General features: G+C 38.3%; 11 protein-coding genes and 1 tRNA gene. 8 read left to right on the top strand and 4 right to left on the bottom strand.

Going from position 1 to position 14,675, the window contains the following annotated elements; all coding sequences use genetic code 11:
• The first annotated feature begins 42 nt into the window (after positions 1–42).
• From KMW37_RS17640 to lpxB, 4 genes are all read left to right on the top strand, one after another.
• Entirely contained in the window at positions 43–3,504 is a 3,462-nt protein-coding gene (locus KMW37_RS17640) for a S8 family serine peptidase (RefSeq protein ID WP_215225979.1), read from the top strand.
• A 2-nt stretch (positions 3,505–3,506) separates the two neighbouring features.
• Complete coding sequence (locus KMW37_RS17635; RefSeq protein ID WP_215225978.1) at positions 3,507–4,211, top strand: hypothetical protein; 705 nt, start codon at positions 3,507–3,509, stop codon at positions 4,209–4,211.
• Between the two features lie 82 nt (positions 4,212–4,293).
• Positions 4,294–4,713 carry a 6-pyruvoyl trahydropterin synthase family protein gene (locus tag KMW37_RS17630; RefSeq protein ID WP_215225977.1) on the top strand — a complete coding sequence of 140 codons (420 nt, stop codon included), beginning with the start codon at positions 4,294–4,296 and terminating at the stop codon, positions 4,711–4,713.
• A gap of 143 nt (positions 4,714–4,856) precedes the next feature.
• Positions 4,857–5,963, top strand: coding sequence for a lipid-A-disaccharide synthase (gene lpxB / locus KMW37_RS17625; RefSeq protein ID WP_215225976.1), 1,107 nt, complete (start codon positions 4,857–4,859; stop codon positions 5,961–5,963).
• A gap of 49 nt (positions 5,964–6,012) precedes the next feature.
• On the opposite strand, the gene clpX is transcribed toward lpxB, so the two are convergent.
• From clpX to KMW37_RS17605, 4 genes are all read right to left on the bottom strand, one after another.
• The gene (gene clpX, locus KMW37_RS17620; RefSeq protein WP_215225975.1) at positions 6,013–7,236 is read right to left on the bottom strand and encodes an ATP-dependent Clp protease ATP-binding subunit ClpX; all 1,224 of its coding nucleotides are present in this window, start codon (positions 7,234–7,236) and stop codon (positions 6,013–6,015) included.
• A 2-nt stretch (positions 7,237–7,238) separates the two neighbouring features.
• Complete coding sequence (locus KMW37_RS17615) at positions 7,239–7,910, bottom strand: ATP-dependent Clp protease proteolytic subunit (RefSeq protein ID WP_186758372.1); 672 nt, start codon at positions 7,908–7,910, stop codon at positions 7,239–7,241.
• Between the two features lie 79 nt (positions 7,911–7,989).
• Positions 7,990–9,318, bottom strand: a complete 1,329-nt coding sequence (gene tig / locus KMW37_RS17610; RefSeq protein WP_215225974.1) for a trigger factor — start codon at positions 9,316–9,318, stop codon at positions 7,990–7,992.
• 115 nt (positions 9,319–9,433) lie between these two features.
• Positions 9,434–9,515 (bottom strand) — tRNA-Leu (locus KMW37_RS17605).
• Between the two features lie 302 nt (positions 9,516–9,817).
• On the opposite strand from KMW37_RS17605, the gene KMW37_RS17600 reads away from it, so the two are divergent.
• The 4 genes from KMW37_RS17600 (at position 9,818) to KMW37_RS17585 (ending at position 14,315) form a co-directional block, all read left to right on the top strand.
• A complete protein-coding gene (locus tag KMW37_RS17600; protein WP_215225973.1) occupies positions 9,818–12,040 on the top strand; it encodes a RelA/SpoT family protein in 2,223 nt (740 codons plus the stop codon).
• Positions 12,041–12,108: 68 nt separating this feature from the next.
• Positions 12,109–12,576 (top strand): Fur family transcriptional regulator, encoded by a 468-nt coding sequence (locus KMW37_RS17595; protein WP_186758361.1) that lies wholly within the window; start codon positions 12,109–12,111, stop codon positions 12,574–12,576.
• Positions 12,573–12,917, top strand: a complete 345-nt coding sequence (locus tag KMW37_RS17590) for an STAS domain-containing protein (protein ID WP_215225972.1) — start codon at positions 12,573–12,575, stop codon at positions 12,915–12,917. The genes KMW37_RS17595 and KMW37_RS17590 overlap by 4 nt, the downstream gene beginning before the upstream one ends.
• A 126-nt stretch (positions 12,918–13,043) precedes the next feature.
• A complete protein-coding gene (locus KMW37_RS17585; protein WP_215225971.1) occupies positions 13,044–14,315 on the top strand; it encodes an adenylosuccinate synthase in 1,272 nt (423 codons plus the stop codon).
• Positions 14,316–14,675: the final 360 nt, after the last annotated feature.

Genomic DNA, 14,675 nt, shown 5'->3' with positions numbered 1-14,675 from the left:
ATAACTTGGTAAAGTTAACTACTGGGCATAAGTGGATTATATATGAGAAAATTAATACTGATAAGTGGCTTTTTGATTTTTGTCCTCACCAGTGTGTGGGGACAGGGCTCTTCTGATAGTCCCCAAAAAATTGAGCGCGTGAGAAAGGAGATTCAGGAGAACTTCAATTCTAATTATAAGCAATACCTAATGGGCAATGATGCTCTTAAGGTAATGGCGGCTTCAAAAGGAGTTCCTGTGAAGCTGTTTTTGGAAGAAGGGAAAATAGGAGAACTACGATATTTTGATGAAAAGGGGGCTCCCGTTTATTATATTACGTATAATGTTAGGGCTGCAGAAACCACCCAAACAGATGCCCTTCAGCCCGAAGGTGAACTGGGATTAAGCTTAACAGGTAAGGGGCTAATGATAGGTGTTTACGACCAAACCAGGCCTAAAGCTGATCATGCTGAATTCGGTGGTAGAGTAAGGCAAGTCGATGGGTCAAGTGAGGTGATCAGTAATCACGCTACACACGTGACTGGAACACTTTTGGCTCGAGGCTTGAATCCCAACGCAAAAGGTATGGCTTACGAATCAAATGGTTGGGCCTTTAACTGGGAGGGGGATATTTCTAAAATGGGTACCAATGCTTATGATGGTGAGACAAAGCCAGATGGACATTTGGTTTCAAACCATTCCTACGGGATTGTTTTGGGCTGGTATCGAGATCAAAGTGGAACTTGGAAATGGGCAGGAAACCCTTCTGTTGATCCTAATAAGGACTACAGGTTTGGTTTATATACCACAAAAAGTAAATCCTTGGATGATTTAGCTTTTTCAAAACCCTATTATACCATGGTCTGGGCGGCAGGAAATGATAGGACAGATAGAGGTGATGGTAGCAGGGACCCTGATGGTCCAGATGATACCATAGGTCCAGAAGGGGTAGCAAAAAATGTAATTACCGTAGGGGCTGTTTCTCCCTTTGAAGAATATAATGATAGATCTTCCTTGGCGATAAGCGATTTTTCAAGTTGGGGACCAACTGATGATGGGAGGATCAAACCTGATTTGGTAGGTGTAGGTGTAGGTGTTTTTAGTACAGCAATTTCAGATACTGGAAGTGATGCATACACTACTTTGAATGGCACTTCCATGGCTTCACCCAATGTTGCCGGTTCACTGTTATTATTGCAGCAATTATATGCCCAAAGAAATAGTGGGGAGTATATGCGGGCAGCAACACTAAAAGCTTTGGCCATTAATACAGCACTTGATGGAGGACTTTATGAGGGGCCTGATTATGTTTATGGTTGGGGTATTTTGAATGCTAAGGCTGCGGCAGAAATGATCATTAATGAAAATGGATCTTCAGACTTGATTCGAGAACTTATATTGGAAGAAGGGGAAGTTTTTGAATATGAGATTGTGTCAGATGGGATTACCCCAATAAAAGCCACTATTGCGTGGACCGATCCATCAGGAAGTCCAAGTCCTACTGTTTTGAACCCAACAAACTTGAACTTGGTGAATGACTTGGATATGCGAATTATAGATGAGTCTGGCCAGGAATATTTTCCTTGGACGCTGGATCCAAGCAAAGGAGCCAATAGTAAAGCCATAAATACTGCTGATAATTTTAGGGACAACGTTGAACAGGTGATCATTACCTCACCGACTCCCAAAAAGTATACAGTAAGAATTAGCCACAAAGGCGAACTGGCCAATGATGCTCAAGAGTTCTCTTTGGTGTTAAAGGCTGGAACCATTGATGGTGCTGATGAGACTTTGTATTGGATTGGAGGAGAAACAGGGGGCTGGAGCGATGCTTCAAATTGGTCAGAAACTCAAGGGGGAGCCCCGGCAAACAAAATTCCTGATGCGAATTCAAGGGTTCTTTTTGAACTATCATCAGCTCAGACAGCTCAGGTAAATCTATCAGAAAACTCATCAGTCTTTAGCGTAAATATATTTGGTGAGGGTGTAGTTGCATTGGACATGAATACCTTCAACTTGACTGTTGGAGGAGGCTTTAGGGTAAGTAATCAGCTGACAACGATTAGCAATGGTGAAGTGATTTTTAATACCGCTGACGAACAAGATAAGTTCATGGAATTTGCCAGTGTTGTTTTTGATGACTTGGTTATAAGAATCACTTCGGGTAAATGGAATCTAACGAATGCGGAGCTATTGGATAGATTGGAGATTGTGGGCGGAGAACTTTTGGTAGAGTCCGAAAATTTGGAATTGAACAGCTTGTTTTTAGAGCAAGATGCTGTTTTAAAAGGAAGTATAGATGTATTGGAATTTCATGAAACCATAAGTATTGCGAATAATGCCAGTTTTACTTTTGAAGGTGATTTTGTTTTTGAAGGTCAAAATGGATCATTAACAAACAATAATGGCAATATTAATTCTCTCGAAATTCAATCTGGAGATTTGGTTTATAATGGTAGTTCTAATTCAATCAATGATATAAATATTCATGATGGAAGTTTGATTTTGGGAAATGTTACAGGCCTTACAGCCAACAACTTGATCCTAGGGCAGGGTGCTCTTCTTGATTTATCTCCAAACAAGCAATTTGATTTGCTTGAAAATTTCACCGTAGAATCTAGCAGTAATAATGAGGCAAGCATATTTGCTTCACAAAAAGGAGTCTTTGTGCACGATGTTTACAAGAAGTACTGTTTTGAGTATTTGAACATTAATGGAGTCGACCTTTCTGGTGATGCCATCATCAATTTAGGCTTAGGAGCTGATGTGAATAATGCCGCAAATTGGTTGGCCCAAAATTGTGAAGATGTACTGTTTGCCAATTTCACCTCAGCATTTAATTGCGTTGGTGGCTCAACTGAATTTACAAATCTCAGCGAAGGAAGTATCAGTTCCTACTCTTGGAGTTTTGGAAATGTGGGTGAATCGGATTTGGAAAACCCAACTTTTACTTTCACAGAGACAGGTGAATATGAGGTGGATTTGACCATTGGAGATAATGGTTTTAGTGAGTCATTTTCAAGCACGCTTACCATTATTAATAATGATTTGAAGATCCCAGTCATTGTGGTAAACGGAAATATGATGACAAGTCAGACTTTGGCTACTGCTTATCAGTGGTATTATGACGGAGTGAAAATTCCTGGGGCAACCAACCGATCTTATTCAGCTGATAATGATGGTATGTATCAGGTCGCAATTTTTGACGAAACTTGTAATAGGCTTTCTGAACCAGTATTGGTTACTGCTTTAGAGGATGAACAGCCCTCTCTGGGCAATTTTGGTATATTCATTGGTCCTAATCCAACAACAGGGAAAGTTAATTTAAGGATTAATAACGATTATCAAGGAGAACTCGAATTGGCAGTTTATTCCATTGGTGGCAGAAAAGTTTCTTCAAAATCTGTTTATAAACAACAAAAAGATGAGCTTTATGAGTATCATTTGTCGCAGCCCTCTGGAGTTTATTTATTTACGATCAAAATGGGGGATTTGGTGCTTAGAAGCAAAGTGATAAAGAAATAGTCATGAAGATTTCATTGAGGTTAATATTAATACTCGGTTTCATTAGCTTTAATAGTTTTGGTCAAATAGCCAATGTCGAGATGAACGGTGTTCCCTTGAGACTTTCATCTTATGATGGAATTCAGGGAAGTCCATTTCTATTTGATGATTGGTCAAATGCAAGTTATACCATGGAGAAGGGCTGGACCAAAGAAAATGTACCGACTAAAATCAATGTTTACGAAAAGGAAATTTTAGCTGTAACCGATAATGGAAATCAGATTGTCTTGGATAAAGAACAGATTTATTCATTTGTTTTGAACCGTCCACAGGATAATCTTAGAGATCAAGAAGGAGCTATGGTGAAAATGGTTTTTAGAAAGGGATTTGGTCAGATTTCAGGGATTACTGAAAGTGATTTTATTAACGTGCTGATAGAAGGATCAAATTATACTTTGGTGAGGGTTTTTGAGAATAAGTTGGAAACACCTCCAAAGAATTCTTACTCACCAAGCCCTGGCAAAAGGTTTATTCCATCAGAATCTTACTATTTGATTAATTCTAGTGGTAAAGCACAGTCAGTAAGACTGAATAGTAGAAGTTTGGTGAAAAGTTTAGATTCAAATGATCAAAGTATAGGGAAGCAGTATTTAAAAGAAAATAAGCTAAACCTTAATAGAGAGGATCATCTTATCCAATTTTTGGTCAAAATGAATGAAATAAGTTAAGTCTTTAAATGGATTACCAAGTTCATGATATCAGGGTGTTACTTTTTTTTTATCTTTGCAGTCTCAAATCGTAATACCAGTCATGATACAAGTCTCTAGAAAAGAACACTTCAATGCAGCTCATAAATTATGGAATCCCAAATGGACTGAGGAGAAGAATATTGAAGTATTTGGACCATGTGCCAATGCTAATTGGCATGGACATAATTTTGATTTAATAGTGACAGTTAAAGGACTGCCTGACGAAGAAACGGGCTTTGTGGTGGACTTAAAGGCCCTGAGTACTTTAATTAGAACTTTAGTGATAGAAAAGGTAGATCACAAAAATCTCAATGTGGATGTTGATTTTATGTCAGGAAAAATGGCCAGTTGTGAAAATTTGGTGATGGAGTTCTGGAAAATTTTGGAACCTGCAATAGACAAGATTACGCCACATGGTGGATTGTATAAACTGAAACTGTACGAAACACCACGGAATTTTGTGGAATACTACGGAGAATAAAATTAGCCCTTTTAAAAGGGCTTTTTCTTTTTCTATGATTACTTTGTTAAATGATTAGGCTCAAAAGCTAGTTATCATTTTCCTTTATTATTGAAACCAGTGATGCCTATTAGATTTGTGGATTTTCTTTGATCAATTTTTATATGAAATACTATATTATTTCCGGTGAAAGATCCGGCGACTTGCATGCGTCCAACTTGATTACTACTATCCGGGAACTGGACTCTCAGGCCAATTTGAGGGGGATGGGTGGAGATTATAGTGAACAAGCTCATCTTTCTTTGGTGGCTCATTATGATGAAGTGGCATTGATGGGATTTGTTGAGGTTTTATTTGGCTTCAGGAAAGTGCTCAAATACCTCAAATTGGTAAAGGAAGATATACTGGAGTTTCAACCAGACGCTGTGATTTTGGTAGATTATGGCGGATTCAATATGAAAATTGCCAAGTTTTGTCATGAAGAAGGCATCCCTGTACATTATTATATTTCACCGAAGGTGTGGGCTTGGAACCAAAAACGTGCTTTTAAGTTGAAAAAGTATGTAGATCATTTGTATTCCATATTACCATTTGAGCCGGAATTTTTTAAGCGATTTGATTGGGATGTGAATTATGTGGGCAACCCGCTCTTGGATGAGATCGCAAAGTTTAAGCCACATGATTTTTTTCATCAAAGAAATGAGTTGAGCTATAAGCCTATAATAGCCTTGTTGCCTGGAAGCAGGAGACAGGAGGTGGAGAAAATGATACAGACTATGGTGGATATTATTCCGGAATTTTCAAACGCCCAATTTATCATAGCCGGGGTTAGAAATCTTCCAGAGGCGGTTTATCAAAAAGCCAGGGAAATGGGAGTGAAGGTGATTTTTGACCAAACTTATGATTTGCTTTATCATGCCAATGCAGCCATAGTTACTTCAGGAACGGCAACCTTAGAGACGGCCTTGTTTAGAGTTCCTCAGGTGGTGGTATATAAGACTTCGGGCATCAGCTATGCCATTGCCAAGAAATTGATTAAAGTGCCTTATATCTCTTTGGTGAATTTAATAGCAGATAAGGAGGTGGTAAGGGAATTAATCCAGAGTGAGTATAATAGAAATGCTTTGCTAAAAGAACTCAGAGCTGTTTTAGGTAATGTTCAGCGAAAAGCAGAAATCCTTGAGGGCTATAATTTGGTAAGAAAGCTGTTGGGAGAGAAAAGTGCTTCTAAGGAAACTGCGAAGATGATTGTGGATAGTATAAAAAAATAACCTGCCAACAACTGTCAGCAGGTTATAGCTTATGATTGGTTTAAGCAGATTATGCTACTTGAAGCTTTTTGAACTTTGATTTGTCAAATTGCTCTTGCGCATATTTTCTGTTTATTATCAATTCTTTGATGTCAGTTTCTGAAGGTAGTTCATACATGGCATCAGTGATTATGGCCTCACAGATAGACCTAAGCCCTCTTGCTCCAAGGTTATATTCTACTGCTTTTTCAACTATGTAATCAATACCGCTCTCTTCAAATTCAAGACTGATGCCTTCCATTTCCATCAATTTAATGTATTGTTTGGTAAGGGCATTTTTAGGCTCAGTAAGGATGCTTTTAAGTGTTTCCTTATCAAGAGGGTCCAAGTGAGTTAACACAGGGAGACGACCAATCAATTCAGGGATTAGGCCAAAAGACTTTAGATCGGGAGCTGTTACATATTGTAAAAGATTATTCCTGTCAATAATCTCCTGCTCAGTTTTTTTACTGAAACCTAATGGTTGTGTATTGAGTCTATTGGCAATATGTCTTGCAATGCCATCAAAAGCACCGCCACAAATGAAAAGAATATTTTCAGTGTTGACAGCAATCATTTTTTGATCAGGGTGTTTCCTGCCTCCCTGAGGTGGAACATTGACCGTGGTACCTTCCAATAATTTAAGCATAGCCTGTTGAACACCTTCACCGCTTACGTCCCTGGTAATCGATGGATTGTCAGATTTACGGGCAATCTTATCGATCTCATCAATATACACGATACCCCTTTCTGCAGCTTCAACATTATAATCGGCAGACTGTAATAATCTGGTAAGGATACTCTCTACATCCTCGCCTACATAGCCTGCTTCTGTCAAAACCGTAGCGTCAGCAATACAGAAAGGAACTTCAAGAATTTTAGCCAATGTTTTGGCCAAATATGTTTTACCTGTTCCTGTATCCCCAACCATGATGATGTTTGATTTTTCTATCTTGATTTCATCATCGCTGGTTTTTTGAAGCAGCCGTTTGTAGTGATTATAAACAGCCACAGAAAGTACCTTCTTGGCTTCGTTTTGACCAATTACATATTGATTAAGGTACTGGGTAAGTTCCTTCGGCTTTTTTAATTTAAACTTCGGTTTTTTATCCTGCTTTTTTGTCTTTTCTTCCTCACCTAAGATTTGGAAGGCCTGATCAATACAGAAATTACAGATATGTGCTGAAATTCCTGAAACCATCAGGTCTACATCTTTCTTATTTCTCCCACAAAAGGAACAAGTAACTTGAGCCATTATTATTTTTTTCTAGTCAATACTTCATCTATCAAGCCATATTCTTTGGCTTCAGGGGCTCTCATCCAGTAATCACGATCTGAGTTTTTCTCAATTTGCTCAATGTCTTTACCAGAGTGATGCGCTAAAATTTCATATAGTTCTTGCTTCAAAATCAAGATTTGTTTGGCAGTGATTTCAATATCAGAAGCCTGTCCTTGAGCACCGCCCAACGGTTGGTGAATCATGACCCTTGAATGGGGTAGGGCTGCTCTTTTGTTAGCTGCTCCACCGGCCAATAATACTGCGCCCATAGAGGCGGCCAAACCAGTACAGATAGTCCCTACATCCGGATTGATATACTGCATAGTATCATAGATGCCCAAACCAGCATAAACAGATCCTCCCGGACTGTTGATGTATAGTAAGATGTCTTTTTTGGAGTCTACAGATTCCAAGAAAAGTAACTGTGCAGTGATAATATTAGCAATATGGTCATCAACTTGGGTGCCTAGAAAAATAATGCGGTCCATGATCAATCTTGAAAACACGTCAATTTCACGGAAATTGGTAGGTCTTTCTTCAATAACCGATCTGGTCATGTTTTCGATTTGTTGGGTATATTGATCAAAAGCAGTACCGCTCACACCTTGGCTGTGAATGGCATATTTTCTAAATTCTTCTTTGTTAATCATATCGTCTTTTTTATGAATTAGTACAAAAATAAAAAAAGCCCTTAGAAAAGGACTTTTTATTAACGATTAATTATTGGAATTAGTTTTCGATTAGCTCTTTAAACTTATCTACATCTATCTTTTCTTCCTTAATAGTGATTTTGTCCTTGACAAGATCCAGAACTTTGTCGTTTTGAACAGCTGTTAACATCTGCATGTAATTCTGCCCTTCGTTACCTTGAAGGTAGTTGTTAACAAACATGTCCATATTGTCTTCCATCTGTGCTCCTAGACCTGAAGCAGCTAATTGCTCACGAACCATGTCTTGGGTCTTGGCAATTACATCTTCGTGCTCGGCCTTGATTTCATTCTCTTCAGCAATTTTGTTAGAGATTAGCGACCAGGTTAATTGTTTAGCATAGATAGGAAATTCTTTTTCCACATCAGCTTCTGTTACTTTTCCATCATTGGCTTTTAATAACCACTCTTTAAGGAACGCTTCAGGAAGTTCAATATTGGCTTTCTCTACAAGAAGTTCTTTGATTTTCTCCTCGTTGAAAACCTTTGTTTCTTTGTTATAGTTGTCGCTAAGGATTTCTTCTACCTTGGCTACAAATTCTTCTTCAGTTTTTACTTGGTCAGGGCCGAAAACCTTGTCGAAGAATTCTTGGTCCAAAGCAGCATCTTCAGTTCTGTTGATGTTTTGAACAGTGAAAGTATAGGTGCCAGCAATGTTGGCAGCTTCTTCTTCGCTTACGTTCAATACTTCAGCAAGATCAGATTTAATAGCTTTAGATGGATCGAATTCAATCACAGCGCCTTTTTCCACTCCGATGAATTTCTTCACAGATCTTCCGTCTATTTTAGAAAGCGGTAGGGATAGTGTTTGCTCGAAAGAACCATCGGCAGACTTAAGGTCTCCATAAAGGAAGTCATTTTCCTGACTTACTTCAGGGTTGGTCATTTTACCATACTGACGTCTTAAGTTTTCGATAGCATCATCGACAGCCTTTTTGTCAACCTTTAGCTTATAATCTGTGGCTTTGATAGATTTATCTAAAGCAACCTCAACATTCTCTACAAATCCTATTTTGTATTCAAAATCGAATTCAGTTTGCTTGTTCCAGTCGATAGCATCTGCGTCTTCAACAACTGGAAGTGGTTCGCCTAGAATTTTGAAGCTTTGTTCTTTGATGTAGTTATTCAAAGATGAAGAAAGTATCTCATTGATTTCTTCAACCAAAGCAGACGTTCCGTATAGTTTTTTAACCATACCAATAGGAGCTTTACCAGGGCGAAAACCTTTGATATTGGCTTTCTTGGCATAGTCTTTTAGTTTGGCATCAACTTTAGGTTGATAATCTGCTTCATTTAAACTAATTTTAATAGAAGCTTGATTAGTAGATTGCTTGTCTAGTTTGATTTCCAAGGCTGTAATTGATTAAATTTTGCTATAAACTAAAAACCCTCAACCTCGACGCCATTCTCCTATCCGACGAATCGGGGTTGGGTTGGTGGTTCGTGATTGAGGGCTGGTTGATTAGTGCGGATGGAGGGACTCGAACCCCCATGCCTCGCGGCGCTAGATCCTAAGTCTAGTGCGTCTACCAATTTCGCCACATCCGCTTGTTTAGTCAATGTAAGTGCTACCCTTTTGGTTTTGCTTACATTTGCTTCTCTAATGTGGATGCAAAGGTAATAATGAAATTCTAACTTGCAATAGTTAGGTCGAAAAAAAGTTAAATAAATTTCAAGGTAAAATATTAAGTAGTTGAAAATCAATGAGAAGAATTTTTGAGCTAAAAATGCCCCCGAGAATCTTTCTTTGCCTTCTGGGCTTTTGGAGAAAAAAGACTGAAATTAGTGTGTAATTTGGTGAGTTGGTAACCTGATAGCTGCAGATCAGCTAAAACTACGATTATAAGAATATGATTAACATAGATCCAGAGGTCGAAAGAAAAGAAATACTTAAGAGATACAGAAAGCTACTAAGGTTGGCCAAGCCTTTATTGAAAAGTGGAGATGCTAAAATTATTAAGAAGGCTTTTAATGTTTCCAGTGAAGCCCATAAAGAGATGCGGCGGAAATCTGGAGAACCCTATATATATCATCCACTAGAGGTTGCCTTAGTTTGTGTTGAAGAGATCGGTTTGGGTACAACCAGTATTGTGGCAGCATTACTCCATGATGTGGTAGAAGATACTGAATGGGAACTAGAGGATATTGAAAGAGAGTTTGGGCCCAGAGTCACCAAAATCATTGATGGACTTACAAAAATTTCTGGTGTTTTCGAGTATGGAAGTTCTCAGCAAGCAGAGAATTTCCGGAAAATGCTCTTGACTCTTTCTGATGATGTGAGGGTGATTTTGATCAAGCTGGCAGATAGGTTAAACAATATGAGAACCCTGCAAAGCATGCCTAGGCATAAGCAGTTGAAGATAGCCTCGGAGACCATGTATCTATATGCTCCATTGGCCCATCGCTTAGGGCTTTACAGCATCAAATCAGAGCTTGAGGATTTATACCTAAAATATACAGATACAGAGACCTATCAGTTTATTGTAGGAAAGATCAAAGAGACCAGGCTTTCTAGGAATAAATTCATCAAGAGCTTTGTTGCTCCAGTGGAACGAGAACTTGAAACGCAGGGCTTTAATTTTAATATTAAAGGAAGGCCAAAGTCTGTTTATTCTATCTACAATAAGATGAAGAAACAGAATATTCCTTTTGAGGAAGTCTATGATTTGTTTGCTATCAGGATCATTATTGATTCCAATGATGAATCTGAAAAAGCAGATTGTTGGCAAGTTTATTCCATTGTAACAGATTTTTACCGTCCTAACCCTGACAGGTTGAGAGATTGGATAAGTACTCCTAGGGCCAATGGTTATGAGTCCCTTCATACTACTGTAATGAGTAATACAGGTCAATGGGTGGAAGTTCAGATCAGAACCAAAAGGATGGATGATATTGCGGAGAGAGGTTATGCAGCCCATTGGAAATATAAAGAGAAGGAAGTGAGTTCATCCAAAGGGGGTGCTGGTTTGGATGACTGGATTACACAGGTAAGGACGCTATTGGAATCCAATGATGGATCGGCGATAGAGTTTATGGACGATTTTCGAGGTAACCTTTTTCAAGATGAGGTGTTTGTTTTTACCCCAAAAGGAGACTTGAAAGTATTGCCTTTTGGAGCTACAGCTTTGGATTTTGCCTTTGAGATACATTCGGAGGTAGGGGCTAAATGTATTGGCGCGAAAATTAACCAGCGCTTAGTGCCTATCAATCATAAATTAAAAAATGGTGACCAGGTTGAAATCCTTACTTCTAATAAACAAAAGCCTTCTGAAGATTGGTTGAGGTCTGTTATTACTACAAGGGCCAAAGCCAAAATTAAGGACGCCCTGAAGGAAGAGAAGAAGTCCCTTATTATGGATGGGAAGGAGATTGTGCAGCGCAAGCTTCGTCAGATGAAGATGGATTTCACCTCGGTAGTGGTAGAGCAGCTTAGGGCATTTTTTGAAACGAAAACTGCAAATGAGTTTTACTTTAAGGTAGGGAAAGGGATTATTGACCCTACGTCTATTAAAAGTTTCAAGGATTTTAAGCAGACGAAAAAGAAAAAAGTCAAAAGCCCGTTACAAAATGTGGTGGATGAGTCGACCTTTACAAAAGAAATCAAAAACCTTAAGGGGCCGGATCATGATCAGTTGTTAATAGGTGAGGATATGGATGTGGTGGATTATATTTTGGCCAAATGCTGCAATCCAATTCCTGGAGATGATGTTTTTGGTTTTGTGACAGTGAATGAAGGGATAAAGATCCATAGGACCAGCTGTCCAAATGCTTTGGAATTATTGTCCAATCACGGCAATAGGGTGATAAAGGCACGATGGACCAGTCAGCAGGAGATTGCCTTTCTTGCTGGTTTAAAAATAGTGGGAACAGATAGGGTAGGTTTGATTAATGATTTGACCAGGGTGATTTCTGATGAGCTTAAGGTAAATATGAGGTCAATAACAGTAGACTCTGAAAGTGGACTTTTTGAGGGCTCCATTAAACTGTATGTACATAGTACCAATCATCTCGAAAACCTGATTACAAATCTGTCCCAAGTTCCTGGTGTGATTAAAGTTACCCGATTTGATTAATAAGTCAGGTCTTATTTGAATCTTTTCTAAATAAGAAGTGTATATTTGTAAAAATAAAACACGAGAAAATGGCATTGAATGAAACGCTATTTGAAGAAGTAAAGAAAATATTTACCGCCTACCTTGAGAACAAAAAGCTAAGGAAAACTCCCGAGCGTTACGCGATTTTGGAGGAGATTTATGGGAGAGACGGGCATTTTGATGTAGAATCACTTTATATCAGTATGAAAAACAAGAATTACAGGGTCAGTAGGGCTACTGTGTATAATACCTTGGATTTGCTGGTGGAATGTGATTTGGTTACCAAGCATCAATTTGGTCAAAACTTAGCCCAATATGAGAAATCATATGGTTATAAGCAGCATGATCATTTGATTTGTACTGAGTGTCATAAGGTGGTTGAGTTTTGTGATCCTAGAATCCAGAATATCCAAAACACGGTGGGTGAAATTTTAAATTTTAATATTCTGCATCATTCCTTAATTTTGTACGGAAATTGCAATAAGAAGGATTGTGAAAACAAGCTAGCCGTATGAAATTAACATATAACTCTAAAAGAGAAGGTCAAAACCTAATACTGTCAATAAAAGGAGATTTAATAGGGGATGAGTCAGGACCTAAATTGGTCGAGGTGATTTCTGACGCTCTACAGGCAGGAGTTAAAAGTTGTATAATTGACTTAGAAGAAGTGAGGTATATTAGCTCTAGCGGTATTGGTGTGTTGATAACGATGCTTACTAAAATGAGAAATGCCGGAGGGGAAGTGTTTTTGGCCTCGCCTTCAGAGCATGTGAAGAAATTATTGATCATCACCAAGCTTAATAATATATTTACCGTATACGAATCTTTGGAAGATGCCAGGGAAAAAGTAAAATGATTGGTTTTTACTAAAATTTAAAGCTTTGGATATAAAAAAAGTAGCATTGAGTTGCTATTTTTTTTTGTTATTGCAAACTTCACGCGGAATTTGACAAATACAAAAATTAGACATTAAATATATAAAATGAAAATGGACGTTCTTTTAGGCCTACAGTGGGGGGATGAAGGCAAAGGTAAAGTAGTTGACTTCCTCGCACCTAAGTACGATATGGTTGCCAGGTTTCAAGGAGGTCCGAATGCAGGTCATACCTTGGAATTTGATGGGATTAAACATGTCCTTCACCAGATTCCAAGCGGTATTTTCAGGGAGAACCTTAAAAATGTCATTGGTAATGGGGTGGTTTTGGATCCTGTGGTATTGAGAAAAGAGATTGAAGGGCTCAAAAAGTTTAATATTGCGTATCAGCAAAACCTTTTTATTTCCAAAAAAGCTACGATTATCATACCTACCCATAAGTTGCTAGATGCTGCTTATGAAAAATCGAAAGGAGATAAGAAAATTGGATCCACTTTAAAAGGTATTGGTCCAACTTATCAAGATAAAATAGGAAGAGTTGCATTGAGGGTGGGGGATATTCTTAGTCCAGACTTTCAGGATAAATATAATGCGCTTGTTGAAAAGCATAAGAATACTTTAGGCTTCTATAACTATGATATTTCAGAATTACCACAATTGGAGGCTGCTTTCTTTGAGGCGATTGAATTCTTCAGAACGCTTAATCTAATCAATAGCGAATATGAAGTGAATACAGAGCTTTCTTCAGGTAAGCAAGTTTTGGCTGAAGGAGCCCAAGGGTCTTTATTGGATATTGATTTTGGTAGCTATCCATTTGTCACCAGCAGTAGTACTATGACGGCTGGAGCTTGTACAGGTCTGGGTGTTTCTCCTTCTCGAATTGGTGAAGTTTTTGGAATATTCAAAGCCTACTGTACCCGTGTTGGTAGCGGTCCATTCCCTACTGAACTATTTGATGAAGATGGTGACCGTATGAGAAAAGAAGGTAATGAATTTGGTTCTACCACAGGACGACCTAGAAGATGTGGGTGGATAGATTTACCTGCTTTGAAATATTCTATTATGATCAATGGTGTAACTCAATTGTTCATGATGAAGGCGGATGTTTTGAATATATTCGAAGAGATCAAGGTTTGTACTCATTATAAGTTGGAAGATGGAACAGTGATTGATCAGCTGCCATTTGAAATCAATGATGTGAAAGTTGAACCTGTATATAAAGTCTGCAAAGGTTGGAATAAGGATTTGAGTGACGTGACTTCTTATGAAGGTTTCCCGCAAGAGTTGAAAGACTATGTAGCCTTGTTAGAAGCTGAACTTAATGTGCCTATTAAAATGGTTTCGGTTGGTCCGGACCGTGAACAGACCATTATGAAATAATAGTGAAATATTATTAATAATAAGATGGCCCCTTTGAATGATTCTGATTTAAAGGGGCTTTTTTTTGGTTTAATTGTATTTGTGAAATTTTTCTTGCTGGTTTACAGGTGTTTTTGGTTAATTTTTGTAACTTAAATGTCTTGCTTCTTGCCACAGAGAAAACCTTTCTTACCTTTGTCATCCTGTTGGACGGACAGGGCCGGTTTACCGGGGTGTTTTGAGGTGTTTAGCTGTGCAAGTTTTTGGTTTACAGGGCTTAAGAAATATTTTAAAATAAATGTTTTTTAAGAATGAAAAAGCCATTAAATTTGCAGACCCAAAAGAGGGAAGGGAAGTATATCCGGCCAATTAAAAAGGTTG

The organism is Echinicola shivajiensis (genome assembly GCF_018642165.1).
Lineage (GTDB): Bacteria > Bacteroidota > Bacteroidia > Cytophagales > Cyclobacteriaceae > Echinicola > Echinicola shivajiensis.
Note: the sequence above shows the minus strand (reverse complement) of the source record. Positions and strands in the feature narration are given on the sequence as shown.